This is a genomic window from Luteimonas sp. BLCC-B24, from assembly GCF_028550595.1.
Classification (GTDB): Bacteria; Pseudomonadota; Gammaproteobacteria; order Xanthomonadales; family Xanthomonadaceae; genus Luteimonas.
The window spans coordinates 90,748-112,626 of record NZ_JAQQGN010000005.1 but is presented as its reverse complement, the minus strand read 5'-3'; the positions used below and the strand labels follow the sequence as shown (position 1 = coordinate 112,626).

Sequence of the window (21,879 nt, the reverse complement as noted above, 5' to 3'; positions counted from 1 at the left end):
GATGGATGTCTCGCACCTGCTCGACGGGCTGAACCCGGCCCAGCGCCAGGCCGTCTCGGCCCCCGATTCCCACTACCTCGTCCTCGCCGGTGCCGGCAGCGGCAAGACGCGCGTGCTCACCCACCGCATCGCCTGGCTCAACGAAGTGCTCGGCGTGCCCGCACACGGGATCTTCGCGGTCACGTTCACCAACAAGGCGGCGGCGGAAATGCGGCACCGCGTCGACGCGCAGCTGCGCGGCGGCGCGCGCGGCATGTGGATCGGCACCTTCCACGGCCTGGCCCACCGGCTGCTGCGTCTGCACTGGCAGGATGCGAAGCTGCCCGAGGGCTTCCAGATCCTCGACAGTGACGACCAGCTGCGTCTGGTCAAGCGGGTGGTGCAGCAGCTCGAACTCGACGACGCGCGCTTTCCACCGCGGCAGATCGCCTGGTGGATCAACGCGCAGAAGGACGAGGGCCGCCGGCCCCAGCACATCCAGGACGCCGGCGACGAGTGGTCCGGCGCGATGCTCAAGGCCTACGCGCTCTACCAGGAGCGCTGCGACCGTGCGGGCCTGGTGGATTTCGCCGAGATCCTGCTGCGCGCCCACGAGCTGCTGCGCGACACCCCGGCGCTGCTCGCGCATTACCGGCGGCGCTTCGGGCACCTGCTGGTCGACGAATTCCAGGACACCAACGCCATCCAGTACGCCTTCGTCCGCGTGCTGGCCGGCGACGGCGCGGATGGCGGCAAGGTGTTCGTCGTCGGCGACGACGACCAGGCGATCTACGGCTGGCGCGGCGCCAAGGTCGAGAACGTGCAGCGTTTTCTCAACGATTACGCCGGCGCCGAAACCATCCGCCTCGAACAGAACTACCGCTCCACGGCCAATATCCTCGGCGCGGCGAACGCGGTGATCGCACACAACCCCGAGCGTCTCGGCAAGCAGCTGTGGACCGACAGCGGCGAGGGCGATCCGATCGATCTCTACGCCGCCTACAACGAGATCGACGAGGCGCGCTATGTGGTCGAGCGTGCACTGCAATGGGTGCGTGACGGCGGCAGCCACGGCGACATCGCCATCCTCTATCGCAGCAACGCGCAGTCACGCGCGATGGAAGAACAACTCGTCGCCGAGCAGGTGCCGTACCGCGTCTACGGCGGCGTGCGCTTTTTCGAGCGCGCGGAAATCAAGGACACCCTGGCGTATCTGCGCCTGGTGGCCAGTCGCGACGACGACGCGGCGTTCGAGCGCGCCGTCAACACACCGCCGCGCGGCATCGGCGAGCGCACGCTCGACGAGGTCCGCCGCACCGCGCGCGAACACGGCATCCCGCTGTGGGAGGCGGCGATCCGCAACGCCCAGGGCAACGTGCTGGCCGGGCGTGCACGCAATGCGCTGACCGGATTCGTGCAGCTGATCGACGCGCTGACCGCCGAAACCGCCGAACTGCCGCTCAAGGACAAGATCGATCACGTGCTCGCGCGTTCCAACCTGCGCGTGCACTACGCCAACGAATCCAAGGGCAGTGCGGATTCGCGGGTCGAGAACCTCGACGAACTCGTATCGGTGGCTTCGCGCTTCGTGCGTGGCGACGACGAGGAAAGCGCCCAGCTCACCGAGCTCGTCGCGTTTCTGGCCTATGCCGCGCTCGAGGCCGGCGAGGGCCAGGCCCAGGCCGGCGAGGACGGCGTGCAGCTGATGACCCTGCACAGCGCCAAGGGGCTGGAATTTCCGCTGGTGTTCCTCGTGGGCCTGGAGGAGGGCCTGTTCCCGAGCGCCCGCACCGCCGAGGAAAGCGGGCGGCTCGAGGAAGAGCGGCGCCTGGCCTATGTCGGCATCACCCGCGCGCGCCAGACGCTGGTGCTCACCTATGCCGAGGCGCGTCGTCTGCACGGTCAGGACATGTTCGGTGTGCCCTCGCGCTTCCTGCGCGAGATTCCGCCGGCATTGTTGCGCGAGGTCAGGCCGAAAGTGCAGCCGGTGCGCGCATCGTTTCCACCCAGGCAGCGCCCGGTGTATGGCCACGCGAGCCTGGCACCGGCGGTCGGCGTGGCCATCGGCCAGAGCGTGACCCATGCGAAGTTCGGCGCCGGAACGGTGATCGACATCGAGGGCGACGGCCCGCACGCCCGGGTGCAGGTCAATTTCGACGACGCCGGCAGCAAGTGGCTGGTGCTGGCCTACGCCAACCTGCAGCCTGCCTGACGGGTGCGGACGCGCGCGGTGGCCGACGTGATCACGGCCGCGGCCCGCGCGCGTCGGGCCTGACGCCCGATGGCCGGCGCGTGTACGGCGGGCGGATGCGCGGGTTGATCCAAGCGCGACGCGAGACCCGGACGACTCACGCGACGCGCCGCGCGTCGCGCCTGCCGTGCATCGCCGCGCCATGCACACGGCCAGCGCCGGGTGCGCGCACGCCGCATGCGAGGCGTTCCGGCGGCCAGCGACGACCGGCGGCATGCGCCGGCCGCAGGTTCAGTGCGCCGGCGGGTCCGGCCGGCGCGTGCGGGCCACCGCCTTCACGATGCCGAGGCCGAGAAGCACGATCACGCCGACGGCGATCCACTGCGGGGCGAGGCCGGCCAGATGCGCGCCGTAGGCGAGACCGCCGATCAGCACGAGCATGCCGAAGATGTACAGGGCGAAGGAGGACATCGGAGGGCTCCAGGATGGGCGACGCCGCGGAGCCTAGTCCCCCGGTTGTGAGGGCCGTGCGTATTCATGCCGGCCCGCGGCGGCGCTATTCGCGAATCGCGAACGCCGGGTTCTCGTCCAGCGTGCCGTCGCCCTCGACCGCGATCCAGCGCGCGCCGCCGGTCTGGAACAGCACCGGCACCGGGTCGCGGAAGAGCGGGCGGCGCACGAACTCCAGCGACCAGCCCAGCGCTTCCAGCGTGGCGATGGCGGCGGTCTGCTCGGGCGTCAGGCCGGCGCGCAGGCTGGCGTCGTCCTGAGGCTGCGGGCGGCGTCGGTCTGAAGTGTCCATTCGATCCTCGGGTCCGTCCGGACGAAGGCCGCGCGCCTCCGTACGGGTCGGGGGGCATGCTACGTGAATGCGTCGGGGTCGGCCAACGCGAGCGGAGGGCCGTGACCTTCCGCCCGGGCGCGGCGGGTCCGGGCGGATTAGGCTTGCAGGTCCACGGCCAGCCGGCCGGTACGACTCCAGGGTGCTGCATGCTCCGCACTTCACATACCGCGCGCGCTCCGCGCGTGTCCGCGTGGCTGGTCATTGCCGGCGCCGCCATCACCTGCACCTCCGCACACGCGGCCGAGGGCATGTGGACGCTCGACAACCTGCCCAGGGCGGCGTTGCAGTCGCAATACGGCTTCGCCCCCGACCAGGCCTGGGTGGATCATGCGATGCAGTCCTCGGTGCGCCTGGCCGGCGGCTGCTCGGGATCGTTCGTGTCACCCGATGGTCTGGTGCTGACCAATGCGCATTGCGTGGTCGGCTGCGTGCAGGGCCTGTCCTCGCCACAGCGCGATCTGCAGAACGACGGGTTCGTGGCCGATGCGCGCGGCGAAGAGCTGCAATGCCCGGCCGAGGAACTCAACGTACTGCGCGCGATCACCGACGTCAGCGGGCGCGTGCGTGCGGCCGCCGAGGGCAAGCAGGGTCAGGCCTACGTGGATGCCCGCAATGCGGAAAAAGGCCGCATCGAATCGGAATGCGTCGGCGACGACGCGGCGAAGACGCGTTGCGACGTCGTCGAGCTCTACAACGGCGGCCAGCAGCATCTCTACCGCTATCACCGCTATTCCGACGTGCGACTGGTGTTCACGCCCGAGTACTCGGTGGGCTTCTTCGGCGGCGATCCCGACAATTTCAACTTCCCGCGCTACAACCTCGATGCCGCCCTGCTGCGCGCCTACGAGGACGGCAGGCCGGCGCAGGTCGAGCACCATTTCACGCTCGAGCCCGAGGGCGCGCAGGCCGGCGAGCTGGTCATGGTCACCGGCCATCCGGGGCGCACCCAGCGCCAGCTCACCGTCGCCCAGCTCGAGACCGTGCGCGATGTCACCCTGATCAACACCCTGCTGTGGTTGGCCGAACGGCGCGCGATGCTCGGCCAGTACGGCCGCATCAGCGAGGAGGCCACGCGCCAGGCGCAGTCCGATCTCACCTTCACCGACAACAGCTACAAGGTGGTGCGCGGTCAGTTGCAGGCACTGCTCGATCCGCAGGTCTTCGCCGGCAAGCGCGCCGAGGAGGCGCGTCTGCGCGAGGGCGTGGATGCGGCGCCGTGGAACGAGGTGGACGCCGCGCAGGTCGTCGCGCGCCAGCTCGCCGTGCCCTACATGCTGCTCGAGCAGGGCCGCGGCTTCGACTCGCGCTTGTTCGGCATCGCGCGCACGCTGGTGCGCGGCGCCGCGGAACGCGCCAAGCCGAACGACACGCGCCTGCCCGAGTACCAGGATGCCGGCCAAGGGCGCCTGCGCCAGACGCTGCTGAGCAGTGCGCCGGTGTATCCCGAATACGAAATCGCCAAGCTCACGTGGTCGCTGACCAAGTTCCGCGAACTGCTGGGCACCGACGATCCGCTGGTGAAGTCGGTCCTCGGGACGCAGTCGCCCGCGCAGCTGGCCCGGGCATTGGTCGAGGGCTCCGCGCTGGCCGATGTGGCGACGCGTGAGCGTCTGTGGAATGGCGGCGCCGCGGCGGTGGACGCCTCCGACGATCCCTTCATCCGTCTGGCCCGCGCGGTCGATCCCCCGGCGCGCGCGGTGCGTCAGCGTCAGGAAGCGGAGGTGACATCGATCGAGTCGCGCGCGGCGACGCAGATCGCCCGGGTGCGCTTCGACAAGCTCGGCACCACCGTCTATCCGGATGCGACCTTCACCCTGCGCCTGTCCTATGGCGATGTCGCGGGCTGGGAGGAAAACGGCAGGGCCATCGAACCGTTCACCACGATGGGCGGCGTCTTCGCACGCAACACGGGCGCCGAGCCGTATGCGCTGCCCAGGCGCTGGCTGGACGCGCAGGACCGCATCGCACAGGACACGCCGTTCAATTTCGTCAGCACCAACGACATCATCGGCGGCAATTCCGGCAGCCCGGTGATCAACCGTGATGCACGGGTGGTCGGGCTGGCATTCGACGGCAACATCCACTCGCTGGGCGGCAACTTCTGGTACGACCCGACGCTCAACCGCACGGTGTCGGTGCACAGCGCGGCGATCATCGAATCGCTGAAATCGGTGTACGGCGCCGACACGCTGGTGGACGAGCTGCTGCAGAAGTAAGCGCATCCCGAGTGCGTCGCACGGACGGCGTCCCGGTCACGGGGCGCCGTTCGCGCTTCCGGTGTCGACGCGTGCGGCAACCCGGTCGGCCGGAAACGCGGTCCGGGCCGACTCCCCGGACACGCGCTACGCCGGTGGGTCGCGTTCCGTTCCCCGGCGCAGCGTCACCACGCGCCCGCTCGCCGCGCTGTCGACGCCCGCCTGCAGCACGCGCATGACATCAAGGGCCTCCTCCACGCGCACCGGCGGCGGCACGCCGTCGCGGATCGCGTCACGGATGCCGGCATAGAACGCGCGATAGTCGCCCGCCGGATTCGGGGAGGGCGCATCGTGCACCGTGCCGTCGGCATCGACGCGCCGCCGTCGTCCCGGCGCCGGGTCCCGCCCCCAATCCGCGGTGCCGGGTACGTTGCCGGCCCGCAGCGCGGCCTCCTGCGGATCGAGGCCGTGCTTGAACCAGCTGCCACCGGTGCCGTGCACGGCGAATCGCAGTCCGGCGCCAGGCACCAGCGCACCGGCATGCAGCACCACGCGCAGCCGCCGGTAGCGCAGCACGACGTGGAAGAAATCGTCGACCTCGGCGCCGGCGCGCTGGATCGCGAGATCGGCCTGTACCGCGTCGGGCAGGCCGAACAGCTGCAGCGCCTGGTCGACCAGATGCGGACCGAGATCGAGCCACAGTCCGGCGCCCGGACCCGCCCGCTCGCGCCATCGATCCGGCACCACCGGGCGGAACCGGTCGAAATGCGAATGCACCTCGGCGATCTCGCCCAGTGCGCCATCGGCCAGCAGTGCACGCAACGCGAGGAAATCGGCATCCCAGCGCCGGTTGTGGAACACGGCGAGCAGCCGGTCGCCGGCCCGGGCCGCAGCGGCGACCGCCTCCGCTTCGGCCAGGTCGATCGCGAACGGCTTGTCGACCACCACATGGCGGCCGGCCTGCAAGGCGGCCGTCGCCAGCGACGCATGGGTGGCACTGGGCGACGCGACGACGACGAGATCGATCGCCGGATCGGCGAAGGCCGTCCGCGCATCGCCGACGACGCACACGTCGGGCAGGTCCGCATGCACCTTGTCCGCGTCACTGGAGACCACGGTGTGCAGGACCAGCCCCGGCGTCGCGGCGATCAGTGGAGCATGGAAGACCTTGCCCGCGAGGCCGTAACCGACCAGCGCGAGCTGCAGCGGCCGCTTCACCAGCCGAAGAGCTTGAAGTAGGTCTGCGGCACGCTGTCGCGATCGCTGTCGATGCTGCCGTCGCCGTCGCGGTCGTACAGGTAATAGGTCACGCCGCGCGACGGCGTCACCCGCACCGCGCGCAGCTGCCCGGCGACGCGGAACTCGGTGATGCGGTCGCCGTTGGCTTCGACGCGGGTGGTTTCCACCGCATCGGCGGGAATGCCGTCGGGCGACATCCCGTCGGTCGTCGCGCAGGCGGACAGGCCCAGCAGGGCGGCGAGAACGAGTGCGGTGCGCGGGGCGGACATGGCGGAACTCCTGCGGACGGGCGGCCAGTATGCGGCCGTCCGCGACAGACCGACGTGGAGGCCGCTGCGTCGCCTCCGCACCCGGCCCGTCACCGGCCCGGCGGTAGAATCGGCGGATGAAACGCCTAGTCCTGATCGACGGTTCCTCCTACCTGTACCGCGCGTTCCACGCGCTGCCGCCACTGTCCAACGCCGACGGCGAACCCACCGGCGCGCTGTTCGGCGTGGTCAACATGCTGCGGGCGACGCTGAAGGAGGCGCCCGACTACGCGGCCTTCGTCGTCGACGCGCCCGGGCGCACCTTCCGCGACGACCTCTACGCCGGCTACAAGGCCAACCGGCCGCCGATGCCCGACGATCTGCGTGCCCAGGTCGAGCCGATGTGCGCCATCGTCGAGGCGCTGGGCTTTCCGATCCTGCGCGTGCCGGGCGTCGAGGCCGACGATGTGATCGGTACGCTGGCGGTGCAGGGCAGCGAGACGGGTATCGACGTCACCATTTCCACCGGCGACAAGGATTTCGCCCAGCTCGTGCGGCCCGGCATCACCCTGGTCAACACTATGAGCGGCAGCCGCCTGGACAGCGAGGCGGCGGTGCTGGACAAGTTCGGTGTCCGCCCTGACCAGATCGTCGACATGCTGGCGCTGATGGGCGACAGCATCGACAACATTCCGGGCGTGCCCAAATGCGGGCCCAAGACGGCCGCCAAATGGCTGGCCGAGTACGAATCGCTGGACGGGGTGATCGCGGGCGCGGCCGGGATCAAGGGCAAGATCGGCGACAACCTGCGTGCCGCGCTGGACCAGCTGCCGCTGAGCCGGGAGCTGGCGACGATCCGGGTCGATGTTCCGCTCGACGGCGGCCCCGAGACGCTGGTGCTCCGCCCCTGCGATGCCGAGACCCTGCGCGTGCTGTACGCGCGCTACGGCTTCACCCAGGCGCTGCGCGATCTCGAGTCCGGCAACGGGGCGGCAGCGACGGCGGCGGCCCCCGCGAGCGCGGACGCCGCGCCGGTCGCGCCCGCGTCCGTGGATCCGGCCCTGACCGTCCAGGGCGAATACGAAACCGTGCTGACGTCCGAGCAGCTCGACACGTGGCTCGCCCGGCTGCAGACGGCCGATGAGTTCGCGTTCGACACCGAGACCGATGCGCTCGATGCCATGCGATCCGGGCTCGTCGGCCTGAGCATCGCGGTGGAGCCGGGACGCGCGGCCTATATTCCGGTTGGCCACGATTACCCGGGTGTCCCCGCGCAGCTCGATCGCGCGCAGGTGCTCGAGGCGCTGCGCGGCGTGCTGGAGGATCCCGCCAAGCGCAAGCTCGGCCAGCACGGCAAGTACGACATCCACGTGCTGCGGCGCCACGGTATCGACGTGCGGGGCTATGCCGACGACACCCTGCTCGAGAGCTTCGTGCTCGACGCCGGCATCGCCCGCCACGACATGGATTCGCTGGCCCGGCGCCATCTCGGCATGGAGACGATCAAGTTCGAGGACGTCGCCGGCAAGGGCGCCAAGCAGATCTCCTTCGCCCAGGTCGCGATCGACGACGCCACGCGCTACGCCGCCGAGGATGCCGACATCACCCTGCGCCTGCACCGGGTGCTGAAGCCGCGGATCGAGGCCGATGCCGGGCTCGCCCGGGTGTACGAGGACATCGAGATACCGCTGGTGCCGGTGCTGGCCCGCATCGAGGCCAACGGCGTGCGCGTCGACATCGACGAACTGCGCCGGCAGAGCGCCGACCTGTCCCGGCGCATGCTCGCCGCGCAGCAGAAGGCGACCGAACTGGCCGGGCGCAGCTTCAATCTCGATTCGCCCAAACAGGTCTGCGCGCTGCTGTTCGACGAACTGGGTCTACCGGCCGTGGTCAAGACGCCCAAGGGACAGCCCAGCGCGAACGAGGAAGCGCTCGAGGCCATCGCCGACCAGCACGAGCTGCCGCGCGTGATCCTCGACTACCGCAGCCTCGCCAAGCTGCGCGGCACCTACACCGACAAGCTGCCGGAGATGATCAATCCCGACACCGGCCGCGTGCACACCAGCTACCACCAGGCCGGGGCGGCCACCGGACGCCTGTCGTCGTCCGATCCCAACCTGCAGAACATTCCGATCCGCACCGAGGACGGGCGTCGCATCCGGCGCGCCTTCGTCGCGCCACAGGGCCGCAAGCTGGTGGCGTGCGACTACTCGCAGATCGAACTCCGGATCATGGCGCATCTCTCCGAAGACCCCGGTCTGATCGGCGCGTTCGAATCGGGCGTCGACGTGCACCGTGCGACCGCCGCCGAGGTCTTCGCGCGTCCGCTCGACGAGGTCACCGCGAACGAACGCCGCGCGGCCAAGGCGATCAACTTCGGCCTGATGTACGGCATGAGCGCCTTCGGCCTGGCGCGCAACCTCGGCATCGGCCGCGGCGAGGCCCAGGACTACATCGCGCTGTACTTCTCGCGCTACCCCGGCGTGCGCGACTTCATGGACCGCACCCGCGAACAGGCCCGCGCGAGCGGTCATGTCGAAACCGTGTTCGGGCGCCGGCTCACCCTGGACTTCATCCAGAAGGGCAACGCCTCGCAGCGCGCCGGCGCCGAGCGTGCGGCGATCAACGCGCCGATGCAGGGCACAGCGGCCGACATCATCAAGCGCGCGATGATCGCCATCGACGCCTGGATCGCCGGCCACGCCGACCGGGCGAAGATGATCCTGCAGGTCCACGACGAGCTGGTGTTCGAGGCCGACGCGGACTTCGTCGACACGCTGCTTTCCGAGGTCACGACCCGCATGACAGCAGCCGCGGATCTGCGGGTGCCGCTGGTGGTCGACAGCGGCGTCGGCGACAACTGGGACGAGGCCCACTGACCCCGGCACGGCCGGGGGTGATGCGCCGCCGCGCGTCATCTTTCGGCCGGTGAGGGGCCGCGTGCGGATCCGGCGCCGGCACGTGAACCGGAGGCCGGACTTTGCGAAATCCGTGCGCACGTCATGCGCATTCGCCCATCCGGCGCACGGAGTAAATGTGACCTGAATCCAACAAAAAATTAACCGGAATCTTCACGATCCATCCATCCGCCGGGTGCTTTCATAACCCTCGACAGATGCAAGGTCTGTCGCAGATCCCTCCCTTCCCCTGGAGTGATCGACCGGAACCAACAGGCGTCTCCCCGCGCCCGGTTCCCGAGCCCCGTAGGCCCCCCCTGCCTACGGGGCTTTTTTATGTCCGCAGCTCCCGGCCGGGCCGCTCCCTTGTGACGTCGGGTCGTCCGCGGTCGCACCGCGGGCGGAGCGCTCAGAACGGAAGATCGGCCTCGAGCTGCAGTGCGCGGCCGTCGAGCGGATGCGGCAGCTTCAACGAGACGGCATGCAGCAGCAGGCGCGGCGCCGCGGCGGCTGCGGCGGGCGGCGCGTAGAGCTGATCACCGAGGATCGGATGGCCGACCGCCTGCAGGTGCACCCGCAGCTGGTGGCTGCGGCCGGTCACCGGGCGCAGTGCCAACCGGGTGCGTGGTGCGCCGTGCGGCCCGACCATGCGCGCGAGCACGCGCCAGCGGGTGAGCGAGGGCTTGCCGGCCACCGGGTCCACCTGCTGCCGCGGGCGGTTGGGCCAGTCGGCGCCCAGCGGAAGATCGATCTCGCCGCTGTCCGCATCCGGCCAGCCGTCAACGATGGCCTCGTAGCGCTTGTCGACGCGGCGGTCGGCGAATGCGCCGCCGAGAGCCCGCTGCATCTCCAGGCCCCGCGCCAGCACGATGACGCCCGACGTCGCCATGTCCAGGCGATGGACCACGCGGGCGTCCGGCCACTGGGCCAGGGCACGGGTCGCCAGACTGTCCTGCTTGTCGGCGCCGCGCCCGGGCACCGACAGCAGGCCCGTGGGCTTGTCGAACGCGAGCAGATGCGCATCGGCGTGCAGGCACCGCAGGCAGTCGGGGACGACATCGGGATGCACGGCGGGCGCGGTGGACGTGTTCAGGCGGGTTCGGACAGCCAGTCGCGCGGGCGCAGGTAGTCGAGCAGCCGTGCCTCGTCGCTGCCGGTCTCGGGCGCGTAGCCGTATTCCCAGCGCACCCGCGGCGGCAGGCTCATCAGGATCGATTCGGCGCGGCCTCCCGACTGCAGCCCGAACAGCGTGCCGCGATCGTAGACCAGGTTGAACTCCACGTAGCGGCCGCGCCGGTAGAGCTGGAATTCGCGTTCGCGTTCGCCGTAGGGTGTGTCCTTGCGCCGTTCGACGATCGGCAGATAGGCATCGAGAAAGCCGTCGCCGACCGCACGCAGGTAGGCGAAATCGGTGTCGAAGTCGTCATGCAGATCGTCGAAGAACAGGCCGCCGACGCCGCGGGTTTCGTTGCGGTGGCGCAGGAAGAAATAGTCGTCGCACCAGCGCTTGTGGGCGTCGTAGCGGGCAGCGCCGCCGAAGGGTTCGCACAGTGCGCGTGCGGTTCGGTGCCAATGGCGCACGTCCTCGTCGACCGGATAGAACGGGGTCAGGTCGAAACCGCCGCCGAACCACCAGGCGACGGTTTCGCCGTCGCGCACCGCATGGAAGTGACGCACGTTGGCGTGCGTGGTCGGCAGGTAGGGATTGCGCGGATGGAACACCAGCGACACCCCGCAGGCACGCCACGAGGCGCCTGCCAGCTCGGGCCGGTTGGCGCTGGCCGAAGGCGGCAGCGCGGTGCCGGAGACGTCGGAGAAGCCGATGCCGGCCTGCTCGAACACCGCGCCGTCGCGCAGCACGCGTGTGCGGCCGCCGCCGCCCTCGGCGCGCTGCCACAGGTCTTCGGTGAAGCGGGCCTGGCCGTCGGCCTGCTCGATGGCGTGGCAGATGCGGTCCTGCAGACCGGTCAGATACTCGCGAACGCTGTCGAAATGGGTCATGGCGCCATTGTAGGCGGGGCACCTGCGGCGACATTGATCCTGATCAATCGTCGCTGCGGCCGTGCTGCCCCGTCACCCTGCCCGGCGCGGCTTCTGCATGCGCGCCGGGGGCGCAGGGGCCGCTGCCATCCGCCGTCCGGCCCCGGGCGCCTGCGTGCCGCGGCGCGAGGCCCGGTCTCGGATCCGGCGTTCGATCGCGTCAGCCGACCGTGAGGCACCTGCGCGAAGCCCGTGCCGGCGCGGACGCCCGCCGAGCCGTCAGCCGAAGGCGCGACGCCACGTCTCGAGTCTGGCCGCGAGATCCGCGGCCCGCTGCCCGTAGGTGTCGGGCAGCGCACCGTCGAAGCCGCTCAGCCCGCGATTGACGCGCCGCAGGCGCGCCGCGGCGTGGACGTGTTCGGCGAAGTCGATGCCCACCGTCGCATGCAGACCGACGCGCGTGGCGCCGAAACGCACCACGTCGCACCAGCGCCAGCGGGTCACGCGGAACAGCGCGCGCACTTCGAGGCCGTCGGCATCGAGCCGCAACTGGCTCGCGCCCGGCAGCAGTGCGACCGCTGCGAGCAGGCCGAGCGCGGCGAAGACGCCGCCGCCCGTCCATGCGATCAACGGGTGGCGATCGCCGATCACGATCGCCGCCCAGACCAGGCCGGCCGAGACCGCCAGCAGTGCGAGTGGCTTCCACGGCGACGGCCGCAGCAACTCGACGGCCGGCAGGGGGCCGGCTCCGGTCACTTCAGGGTGCGCTCGAACAGCTCGTAGATGCGGCGGTACTGGTCGTACCACGAGGCCGGGTGCTGGTAGGCGTGGCGCTCGAGCGGATAGCTCGCCAGCTCCCACTTGTCCTTGCGCAGCTCGATCAGGCGCTGGGCCATCATCACCGAGTCCTTGTAGAACACGTTGTCGTCGATCATGCCGTGCGCGATCAGCAGGTGGTCCTGCAGGCGATCGGCGTATTCCATCGGCGAGGATTTCGCGTAGGCCTCGGGATCGATGTCGGGTGTGTTGAGGATGTTGGCGGTGTAGGCGTGGTTGTACTGCGACCAGTCGGTGACCGGACGCAGCGCGGCGCCGGCCTTGAACGTGCCGGGCGCGCGGAACAGCGCCATGAAGGTCATGAAGCCGCCGTAGCTGCCGCCGTAGATGCCGACGCGGTCGCGGTCGGCCTGGTGGTTGTCGACCAGCCAGTCGATGCCGTCGAGATAGTCCTCGAGTTCCGGATGGCCCATCTGCCGGTAGATCGCGGTGCGCCAGTCGCGGCCGTAGCCGCTGGACGCGCGGAAATCGAGGTCCAGCACGATGTAGCCCTGCTGCACCAGCAGGTTGTGGAACATCTGCTCGCGGAAATAGGTGGGATAGCGGTCGTGCACGTTCTGCAGGTAGCCGGCGCCGTGCACGAACAGCACGACCGGGTACGTGCGGCCCGGCTCGTAGGTCTCGGGCCTGTAGAACTTGCCCCAGACCGTGCCCGCACCGTGCTTGGACGGAATCTGCACGTACTCGGGCTGCAGCCAGTCATGGGCCTTGAAGGCCTCGGTGCGGGTGTCGGTGAGCACGCGCAGCGCACCGCCGTTGACGTCGGCCACCGCCACCTGCGGCGGCGTGTAGCTCGACGAGTGCCGCAGCAGCAGGCGGCTCTCGTCGGGCGAGAGCACGAAGTCCTCGATGCCGCCGCTGGAGGTGATTTCGGCCACGTCACCGCCGGATGCGCTGCAGACCTCGTAACGCCCCGGCCACTGCCGGTTGCACATGAAGAAGAAGCGGCTGCCGTCGCGCGACATCACCGGCGACGAGACCTCCCAGCGCCCCGAGGTCAGCGCGCGCGAGCGGCTGCCGTCGTTGAGATAGAGATGCGAGTAGCCCGACTCTTCGGACAGGAACCACAGCGTGCGGTTGTCCGGCAGCCAACCGAACTCGTTGAAGTCCCAGTTGATCCAGGCCGGATCGGTCAGCCGGTGACGCGGCTGCAGCGCCGCGGCATCGAGGTCGACGCTCGCGAGCCAGCGGTCCTTGTTGTCGACCGAATGGATCGAGATGGCGACCGAGCGACCGTCGTCGCTCCAGCGGATCGCGCCGCCACCGCCGCCGCGGCCGTCAAGTTCCAGACGCACCGGGCGGTTGCCGCCCAGCGCGTCCTTGCCGGCGGCGCGGCGCAGGCCGGCCAGCGGGTCGGTGCCGATGCCCGGAAGCCCATCGGTCTTCAGCTCGCGGACCTGGCCGCTGGCCACGTCCACCAGCCACAGCGTGTGCGGCAGCGGATCATTGCGACCGACGCGGGTGCGCACGTCCTCGAACTCCTCGTACCCGGATTCGGTGACGTAGCGCGGCATCTTGCCGGCCTGACCTTCGTTGCCGCCCTTGGGCGCGGTGACGACGATCAGGCGGTCGCCGGCCGGTGAGAGCGCGCTGCCGGCGATGGTGACGTTCTTGCCGAGGAAGGCCGGCGCCGCCGTGCGGGTGGGGTCGACGCGACGCCACTGCTCGGTCTGCGCGCGCTGGGCATCGCGGCGGTCGCGCTCGGTGCGCAGCGTCTCGATCATGCGGAACTGGCGTTCGCGCAGATCGTCGGCCGGCGGCGGCTTGGCCGGGTCGTCCTCGGCCTTGAGGCTGGTGATCTGCGCGGTTCCGCGCTGCGGGTCCCAGCCGTACCAGTCGGTCCCCGCGCGCCAGACCAGGCCGCCGGTCGGCGTCCACTGCGGCTGGGCCTCGGGGGCCTCGGTGCGGGTGATCTGGGAGAGTGCACCCGTGCGCAGGTCGCGCACGAACAGGTCGCCGTTGCGCACGAAGGCCATGCGCGTGCGGGTGGCGTCGTAGATCGGGTTCTGCGCGTCGAGGTCGGCACGCGCGGCATCGTCGAGCCGTGTCGCAGGGCCGCCGGCGATCGGCTGCACCCAGGTGTCGCGGATCGTCGCGCCCTCGCGCTTGAGCGTGAAATACGCGCGCTGGCCGTCCCAGCTCCACCAGGTCGACTCGACCGGCGGACCGATCCAGTCGGGGTCGTCCATGATCCGCGCCATCGTCAGCGGCTGCGCGGGCTGGGCGAGCGCCGGGGCGAGGGTGAGAGGCGAAACGAGGGCGCAGGCCAGCACCCAGGGCAGCGGCAGTCGACGCATCGGCGGATCCGTGGAACGAAGGGAAGCGCGCAGTGTACCGACGCGGGCGCGCGCACCGCTCTGGCGAAGGTCATGCATCGGGTCGCACGCGTCACGGCCATCGGCGGGGTGCGGCCTCGCGCCGCATGTGGTTTTCACGCCGGCGCACGCAGACTGGCGCCGCGCCGGATTCTGGAGCCCTCTTGGACGCTTTGCTGTTGTCGCGGATCCAGTTCGGATTCGTGATCTCCTTCCACGTGCTGTTTCCCGCTTTCACGATCGGCCTGTCGAGCTGGCTGGCGTTCCTGGAATGGCGCTGGCTGCGCACGCGTGATCCGGTGTGGCGCGAGCTGTTCTTCTTCTGGATGCGGATCTTCGCCGTGTCCTTCGGCATGGGGGTGGTGTCGGGCATCGTGATGAGTTTCCAGTTCGGCACCAACTGGTCCGTGCTCAGTGCCCAGGCCGGCAACATCCTCGGACCGCTGCTGAGCTACGAGGTGCTGACGGCGTTCTTTCTCGAGGCGAGCTTCCTCGGGGTGATGCTGTTCGGCTGGGGCCGGGTGTCGGAGACGCTGCATTTCCTGTCGACCTGCCTGGTCGCCGTGGGCACGCTGATCTCGACCTTCTGGATTCTTTCGGCCAACAGCTGGCTGCACACGCCGGCCGGCTACGAGCTGATCGACGGCGTGTTCCATCCCGCCGACTGGCTCGCGATCATCTTCAACCCGTCGTTTCCCTACCGGCTGGCGCATATGGTGCTGGCGGCGTTCGTCACCACGTGTTTCGTCATCGGCGGCGTGGCGGCGTGGTATCTGCGCCGCGGCGAGCACGTGGAGGCGGCGACGCGGATGCTCAAGCTCGCGGTGGCGTTCGCCGCGCTCACGGTGCCGACGCAGGTCGTCGTCGGCGACCTGCACGGCCTGAAGACCGGCGAGGTGCAGCCGGTCAAACTGGCCGCGATGGAGGCGCACTGGCACGACGGCGCTCCGGGTGAAGGCGTGCCGCTGGTGCTGTTCGCGGTGCCGAACGCCGACGCGGAGCGCAACGACTACGAGCTCGCGATTCCGCGCCTGGGCAGCGTGATCCTGACCCACAGCTGGGACGGCACGATCGCGCCGCTGACCGCGGTGCCGCGCGACGAGCGGCCCCCGGTCGCGCCGGTGTTCTATGCGTTCCGGGTGATGGTCGGCATCGGCATGGCGATGCTGCTGCTCACGGCCGTCTCGCTGTGGGCGTGGCGGCGGCGCTGGCTGTTCGAATCGCGCTGGCTGCTCGACAGCTGGCGGCTGATGGCGCCGAGCGGGTTCGTGGCCGTGCTCGCCGGCTGGTTCGTCGTCGAGATCGGGCGCCAGCCCTGGGTGATCCAGGGCCTGCTGCGCACCGCCGATGCGGTCAGCGACATCGACCGTACCAGCGTGATCATCTCGCTGAGTGCGTTCGTGATGGCGTACGCGGTGGTGTTCGGCGCCGGCGGCGGCTACATCCTCAAGATGATCCGCAAGGGGCCGCAGCCGTTCGACGACGGTCCGGATCACGATGAAGGCGAGCGCACGCCGATGCGGCCGATTTCCGCGGCCGACGGCCCCGTGGGAGACGACTGATGGACCTGGAAACCGTACTGCCGGTGGCGTGGTTCGGCGTGATCGGCTTCGGCGTGCTGATGTACGTGCTGCTCGACGGCTTCGTGCTGGGCCTCGGCGTACTGGCGCCGTTCGCCGAGGACGGACAGCAACTCGACCACATGATGAACACGGCCGCACCGATCTGGGACGGCAACGAGACCTGGCTGGTGCTGGGCGGCGTCGGCCTGCTGGCGGCGTTTCCGCGTGCCTATGCGATCGTGCTCTCGGCGCTGTATCTCCCCGTGCTGCTGATGCTCATCGCCCTGGTGTTCCGCGGCGTGGCCTTCGAATTCCGCTTCAAGGCCCGCCGCGGCAGGCGGTTCTGGGGCGCCGCGTTCGCGCTGGGCTCGATGTTCACCGCCTTCGCCCAGGGGGTGATCCTCGGCGCGCTGGTGGAGGGCATGCCGCTCGAGGAGGGCAAGTACGCCGGCGGGGCGCTGGACTGGTTCAGCCCGTTTTCGATGCTCACCGGCGCGGCCGTGGTGTTCGGCTATGCGCTGCTCGGCAGCACCTGGCTGATCCTCAAGACCGAGGGCCGCCTGCAGCGGATTGCGCGCACGCTGACCCGGCCGCTGGTGCTGGTGGTGGCCGCGTTCATGGGGCTGGTGAGCGCATGGCTGCCGTTTCTCGATTCGCGGATCATGGCGCGCTGGTTCGAAGACGGAAATTTCTGGTGGCTGTCGCCGGTGCCGGTCCTGGCGCTGGCGAACGTGGTGCTGCTGTGGCGCGCGGCGATGCGCGAAGGGCGTGACGCCCGCCCGTTCCTGCTGACGCTGAGCTTCTTCGGGCTCGGGTTCGCCGGTCTGGTGCTGGGCATGTGGCCGAACATCGTGCCGCCGTCGCTGAGCATCTGGGAGGCCGCCTCGCCGCCGTCGTCGCAGGGGTTCGTGCTGGTCGGCCTGATCGTGCTGCTGCCGCTGATCCTCGGCTACACCGCCTGGGCCTACCACGTGTTCCGCGGCAAGGTGGCGGCCGACGTCGGCTATCACTGAACCGGGCGTGGAAATGCCGCGGCGCGGGCGCAGGATCGCGATACCCACGGCCGGCCTTTTGCCGCACAATCACCGGTGTTTCCGCGGTGTTCCAGGCCATGCACGCCTACGTCTACAAAAGCCAGCGCAAGGCGGACACCTACGTCTACCTGGCGCAGCGCGATGCCTTCGATGTGTTGCCCGCGCCCGTGCGCGAGCGCCTCGGCGTGCTGACGTTCGTGCTCGACGTGGCGCTGGTGCCGGGCCGTCGCCTGGCCCGCGAGAATCCCGAGGTGGTGCGTGACCACCTGCAGCGCACCGGCTTCCACCTGCAGTTGCCCGCCACGCTGGCCGCCGATCCGCTGACCGGGGACTGGGGCACCGATGCCTGAGACTGCGCGTCGCGGGCCGCGTGTCCTGCTGCATTCGGCAACCGGTCTGGCGCTGGTTGCGCTCGCGCTGACGGCGCTGACCGCGATCGGCGGCTTCGTGGCGGCCCTGGCCGGCGTGCTGGCCCAGCCGGTCGTCGCGCTCGCGGTGCGAGCGCATCGCGCCGGCGTGCCGCTCGAACCGGCGTCGCTGCGCCGCGATGCGCTGGCCCTGCTGGCCGTCTGGGGTGCGGCGGTGGTGTTCGCCGGGCTGGGCATCGCCTGGCCCGTGCAGGCCCTGCGCCAGGGGGGCGAACTCGGCGCCGCACTGGCGACGAGCGTGGTCATCGGGCTGGCCGTGATCGGCTTCTGGCGCACCTGGCCCGTGTGGCACGCGGTGGAGCACGAGGGCGGCGATCTGCGTCAGCACTGGCGTGCGCTCGCCGACCACGACACCGGGCGCTGGCGCGGCGCCGCGGCCGCCGCGTGCGTCGCGGCGGTGGTGGCGCTGGTGTTGATGCTGGCCTGGATACCGCCGGTCGGCGCGGGGCTGCGCGCGGTGCTGGTCGCCGGCGCGGCACTCGCCTGGCCCGCGCTGCACGTCGCCCTGCAACGGCTGGCGCCGCCGGCGCCGACCGGCATGCAGGTGGTGGAGATGCCGGGCGATCCGGCCGCGGCGCTGTTCGATGAACCCGCCGATGCGGCACCGGACGTCGCGCTGTACGCCGCGGCGCGCGGCGGCCGGGTGGATCGGGCGCTGGCGCTGATCGATGCCGGCGCGGACGTGCATGCGTTGCCGCTCGCCGACGAGCGCGACCAGCGCAGTCTGCCGGTGCTCGCCGCGGTCCTGCCGGATCTGCGCCTGCTGCGTGCGCTGATCGCGCGCGGCGTCGACGTCAACGGCGCGCATGCGGGCATGACCCCGCTGCTCGCGGCCACCCGCGACAGCTGGCACGGGCGTCCGGAAGCCGTGATGACCCTGCTCGCGAACGGTGCCGATCCGCGGGTGACCGATCGCGACGGCAACACGCCGCTGCACCTGGCCGCGCGCAGTTCCGATCCGGGCGTGGCCGCACTGCTCGGCGATGCGGCCGCCGATCTCGAAGCACGCAATCACGACGGCCTGACCCCGCTGGGCGTGGCCTGCGCCGCGGGCAACTGGCGGCTGGCGAAGTTCCTGCTCGAACGCGGCGCGCGCGCGGATGCCGAGGGCGGCACCCCGGCCCTGCTCGGCGCGGCCGGCGGTGACGAGGACGATGCGGCCGGCGTGCAACTGCTGATCCGCCACAAGGCACGGGTGGACGCCCGCGATCCCGCCCGGCGCGGCGCGCTGCACGTGGCGGCGTTCAACGGTCATACCGAGATCCTCGCGGCCCTGCTCGCGGCCGGGGCCGACGTGCGTGCCCGCGACAACGACGGACGCACGCCGCTGCTCGATGCGGCGCGCGGCGGCCGGCTCGCGGCCGTGGAGGCCCTGGTGGCCGCGGGCGCCGATGTCGCGGCTGTCGACATCAGCGGCCGCAATGCGATCGTGCTCGCCTGCGCGGCGGATGCGCCCTCGGTGGCGCTGGTGCAGCGTCTGCTCGCGCTCGGCGTGCCCGCCGACGTGACCGGCCCCGACGGCAAGCGTCCCGCCGACCGCGCGGCCGAAGCCGGGCGCTGGGCGCTGGTGCGCGCGCTCGATCCGGCCTATCCACTGCCCGGCAATGTCGGCGCCGACGACGCCCTCGACACCGATGCGCGGACACCCCTCGTGCTGCTGCGCGACAGCCTGCGCGATGGCCGGTTCGACGGTCTCGACCGCGTGCTGCGCCTGCTCACGCCGGCTGATCTGGGTCGCCTGCTGCACGATGCCGACGGGCCGCCCTCGCTCGAGCGCGTCGAATGGCTGCTCGCGCACGGCGCCGATCCGGAGATGCGCGACGAGGCGGGCGACACGCTGCTCGCCTCGCTGCTGTCGCGCGCGCCCGAGGCGCTGCCCGTCCTCCAGGCGCTGCTGCGTCACGGTGCGTCGCCGGCGGGCGCGGGCGGACTGGCGCGCTATCTCGTCGCCTGCGCCGAGCACGACCAGGCGGCGCGCGTGTTCGAGCGCACCGCGCTGGATCTGCTCGCGCGCGGCGCGGATGCGTTCGCGCCGTCGGCCGACGGCGACCCCGTGCTGTCGCTCGCGGTGCGGCTGGGCTGGCCGCGCCTGCTGGAGCAGCTGGTCGCGATCGGGGTGGACCTCGATGCTCGCGATTCGCGCGGCATGACCGCGTTGCATCTGGCGGCTGCGCTCGGACGCGAGGCCGCCCTGAAGACCCTGGTGCGCCACGGCGCGTCGGCCTCGGCGCGCGCTGCGGACGGCCAGACGCCGCTGGGCGTAGCGCTGGCAGCGGGACGACGCGATCTGGCCGACTGGCTCGACTGGCGCGGTTGGGCGCCGCCCCGGCGTGCATTGGAAGCGGGCGACCTCCCGGCCGCGGCAATGACCGGCGATGCCGAGGCCGTGCGTCGGCTGCTGGATCTGGGCCTGCCGATCGATACGGCCGACAGCCAGGGCTGTACCGCGCTGCTGCGTGCGGCGGGCGGTGGCCATCTGGCCGTGGTCGACCTGCTGCTGACCCGCGGCGCGGACACCGCCCGCGCCGCGCAGTCCGGGGCCACGCCGCTGTCGGCGGCGGTCAGCATGCGTCACGGTGCCGTCGTCGAGCGCCTGCTCGCGGCCGGCGCCGATCTCGACCAGCGCCTGCCCGGCGAAGTCAGTGTGCTGATGCTCGCGGCCGCGCTCGGCCTGCCGGATCTGGCCGCGCGTCTGCTGACGGCCAGCGCGGACATCCACGCCACCGATGCCCAGGGGCTGACGCCGCTGCATTGCGCTGCGCTCTACGGCTTCACCTCGCGCGATCGGCCCCGTCTGCTGGCGCTGTTCGACACGTTGCTGCTGGCCGGCGCCGAGGTCGATGCTCCGGCCGCGGGCGGCGTGACACCGCTGCTGTTGCTGCTGGGCGCGCGCGCCGAGCCCGGCACCGCCTGCGACGAGGATGTGGTGCTGGCGGCGATGGAGCACCTGCTCGACGAAGGCGTTGCGCTCGACGCCCAGGACCCGCGCGGCTTCGGCCCCCTGCACCTGACCGGCCTGCACGGCCAGCTGCGTCTGGCCCGTCGCCTGCTGCGCGCCGGCGCGGACCCCGACCTGCGCGACACGCTCAACCGCACGCCGCGCGAGATCGCGGTGATGCGCGGCTTCGTCGACGTCGCCGCCGAGTTCGCCCCGGCGCCGGGCGGCGACGGGGTGTCGATGGCGCGGTTTCTGCGCGAGCGCTGATCTCGGGGATACCCGGGGGCTTGTCGCCGCGGCGTGCACCCGGCACAGTCGGGCCCCGTTCTCTGCAGGGCGCTGCTCGCCGTCGCTTTTCTGACCGCCGCCGCGCCTGACGCCGACGCCCAGACCGCGCGTCAGGCGCGTCACGAGGTCGAGGCCTCCATGCTGGTGACGGGGCACGTGGATATCGATCGCGACGGCACGGTGACCGGGCATGTCCTCGACCAGCCCGAAAAGCTGCCGTCATACGTCGTGGATCTGGTCGAGCGCTCCGCGTCCGGCATGCGATTCGATCCGATTCTGGTCGACGGCGTGCCGGCGCTCGCTCGGGCGAAGATGCGTTTGAGGCTGATCGCCACGCCTTCCGAGGGTGGGACGATGAATGTTCGGATCGCGAGCGCGCATTTCGGGGACGAGAACGATGCAGACGACCCGGGCCGTGTCCGTGCGGACTCGATGCTGCCGCCCCGTTATCCGGTCGACGTCGCTCGAATGGGTGGGACCGGGGTTGTTTATCTGCTCCTCAAGATCAACCGCGATGGCCTGCCTGAAGACGTCATCGCGGAGCAGGTCAACCTCACCGCGCTGGGAACCGCGCGCCAGATGGAATCGATCCGGTCCTCGCTGGCGAAGTCCGCGATCGCCGGGGCAAAGCGGTGGAGGTTCGTACCTCCGACCGAGGGGGACGAGGCAGCTCGCGACTACTGGGTTGTCCGGACGCCGGTGTCCTATTTTCTGCAAGGACAGCGTGAGCCTGCCTACGGTCAATGGGCGGCCTACCACCCGGGGCGCGAGAACCATCCCGACTGGGCTGCACCGACGCCGGCCGGTTTCAGCCCCGACACCCTGATGGCAGGGGAGGTCGCACCCGAGTCGTCCCGTTTCAAGTTGTTGACGCCGATCGAGGGCTGAGGAGCGACGCCCAGAA

At 70.8% G+C, this 21,879-nt stretch carries 16 protein-coding genes; 8 read left to right on the top strand and 8 right to left on the bottom strand.

The annotated features are described in order from the left end of the window. Position 1: 1 nt before the first annotated feature. A complete protein-coding gene (gene uvrD / locus PQS31_RS11615) occupies positions 2–2,191 on the top strand; it encodes a DNA helicase II (protein ID WP_272762893.1) in 2,190 nt (729 codons plus the stop codon). A 270-nt stretch (positions 2,192–2,461) separates the two neighbouring features. Here uvrD and PQS31_RS11610 read toward each other — a convergent pair whose 3' ends face one another. Then, entirely contained in the window at positions 2,462–2,641 is a 180-nt protein-coding gene (locus PQS31_RS11610; RefSeq protein WP_272762892.1) for a hypothetical protein, read from the bottom strand. Between the two features lie 85 nt (positions 2,642–2,726). Beyond that, positions 2,727–2,972 carry a hypothetical protein gene (locus tag PQS31_RS11605; protein ID WP_272762891.1) on the bottom strand — a complete coding sequence of 82 codons (246 nt, stop codon included), beginning with the start codon at positions 2,970–2,972 and terminating at the stop codon, positions 2,727–2,729. 224 nt (positions 2,973–3,196) lie between these two features. Between PQS31_RS11605 and PQS31_RS11600 the strand changes: the two genes are divergently transcribed. Then, entirely contained in the window at positions 3,197–5,230 is a 2,034-nt protein-coding gene (locus PQS31_RS11600; protein WP_272762890.1) for a S46 family peptidase, read from the top strand. Between the two features lie 126 nt (positions 5,231–5,356). Here the strand turns inward: PQS31_RS11600 and PQS31_RS11595 are convergent, their stop codons facing one another. Continuing rightward, positions 5,357–6,427 carry an oxidoreductase gene (locus PQS31_RS11595; protein ID WP_272762889.1) on the bottom strand — a complete coding sequence of 357 codons (1,071 nt, stop codon included), beginning with the start codon at positions 6,425–6,427 and terminating at the stop codon, positions 5,357–5,359. Beyond that, complete coding sequence (locus PQS31_RS11590) at positions 6,424–6,717, bottom strand: DUF2782 domain-containing protein (RefSeq protein ID WP_272762888.1); 294 nt, start codon at positions 6,715–6,717, stop codon at positions 6,424–6,426. Before PQS31_RS11590 ends, PQS31_RS11595 begins: the two co-directional genes overlap by 4 nt. Positions 6,718–6,833: 116 nt before the next feature. Here PQS31_RS11590 and polA point away from each other — a divergent pair, with 116 nt between their 5' ends. Next, positions 6,834–9,575, top strand: a complete 2,742-nt coding sequence (gene polA / locus PQS31_RS11585) for a DNA polymerase I (protein ID WP_272762887.1) — start codon at positions 6,834–6,836, stop codon at positions 9,573–9,575. A gap of 427 nt (positions 9,576–10,002) precedes the next feature. On the opposite strand, the gene PQS31_RS11580 is transcribed toward polA, so the two are convergent. The 4 genes from PQS31_RS11580 to PQS31_RS11565 all read right to left on the bottom strand — a co-directional run bounded on the left by PQS31_RS11580 (position 10,003) and on the right by PQS31_RS11565 (position 14,707). Beyond that, positions 10,003–10,662 (bottom strand): RluA family pseudouridine synthase, encoded by a 660-nt coding sequence (locus PQS31_RS11580; protein WP_272762886.1) that lies wholly within the window; start codon positions 10,660–10,662, stop codon positions 10,003–10,005. Between the two features lie 20 nt (positions 10,663–10,682). Beyond that, positions 10,683–11,594 (bottom strand): oxygen-dependent coproporphyrinogen oxidase, encoded by a 912-nt coding sequence (gene hemF, locus PQS31_RS11575; protein ID WP_272762885.1) that lies wholly within the window; start codon positions 11,592–11,594, stop codon positions 10,683–10,685. Between the two features lie 258 nt (positions 11,595–11,852). After that, positions 11,853–12,329 (bottom strand): PH domain-containing protein, encoded by a 477-nt coding sequence (locus tag PQS31_RS11570; protein ID WP_272762884.1) that lies wholly within the window; start codon positions 12,327–12,329, stop codon positions 11,853–11,855. Further along, positions 12,326–14,707 carry a S9 family peptidase gene (locus PQS31_RS11565; RefSeq protein WP_272762883.1) on the bottom strand — a complete coding sequence of 794 codons (2,382 nt, stop codon included), beginning with the start codon at positions 14,705–14,707 and terminating at the stop codon, positions 12,326–12,328. The genes PQS31_RS11570 and PQS31_RS11565 overlap by 4 nt, the downstream gene beginning before the upstream one ends. A gap of 182 nt (positions 14,708–14,889) precedes the next feature. On the opposite strand from PQS31_RS11565, the gene PQS31_RS11560 reads away from it, so the two are divergent. The 5 genes from PQS31_RS11560 (at position 14,890) to PQS31_RS11540 (ending at position 21,863) form a co-directional block, all read left to right on the top strand. Further along, the gene (locus PQS31_RS11560; RefSeq protein WP_272762882.1) at positions 14,890–16,287 is read left to right on the top strand and encodes a cytochrome ubiquinol oxidase subunit I; all 1,398 of its coding nucleotides are present in this window, start codon (positions 14,890–14,892) and stop codon (positions 16,285–16,287) included. Then, positions 16,287–17,300 (top strand): cytochrome d ubiquinol oxidase subunit II, encoded by a 1,014-nt coding sequence (gene cydB / locus PQS31_RS11555; RefSeq protein WP_272762881.1) that lies wholly within the window; start codon positions 16,287–16,289, stop codon positions 17,298–17,300. Before PQS31_RS11560 ends, cydB begins: the two co-directional genes overlap by 1 nt. Before the next feature lie 98 nt (positions 17,301–17,398). Then, positions 17,399–17,671, top strand: a complete 273-nt coding sequence (locus PQS31_RS11550) for a YcgL domain-containing protein (protein ID WP_272762880.1) — start codon at positions 17,399–17,401, stop codon at positions 17,669–17,671. Then, positions 17,664–20,954 carry an ankyrin repeat domain-containing protein gene (locus PQS31_RS11545; protein WP_272762879.1) on the top strand — a complete coding sequence of 1,097 codons (3,291 nt, stop codon included), beginning with the start codon at positions 17,664–17,666 and terminating at the stop codon, positions 20,952–20,954. Before PQS31_RS11550 ends, PQS31_RS11545 begins: the two co-directional genes overlap by 8 nt. 33 nt (positions 20,955–20,987) lie before the next feature. Further along, complete coding sequence (locus tag PQS31_RS11540; RefSeq protein ID WP_272762878.1) at positions 20,988–21,863, top strand: hypothetical protein; 876 nt, start codon at positions 20,988–20,990, stop codon at positions 21,861–21,863. The last annotated feature ends 16 nt before the right edge of the window (positions 21,864–21,879 follow it).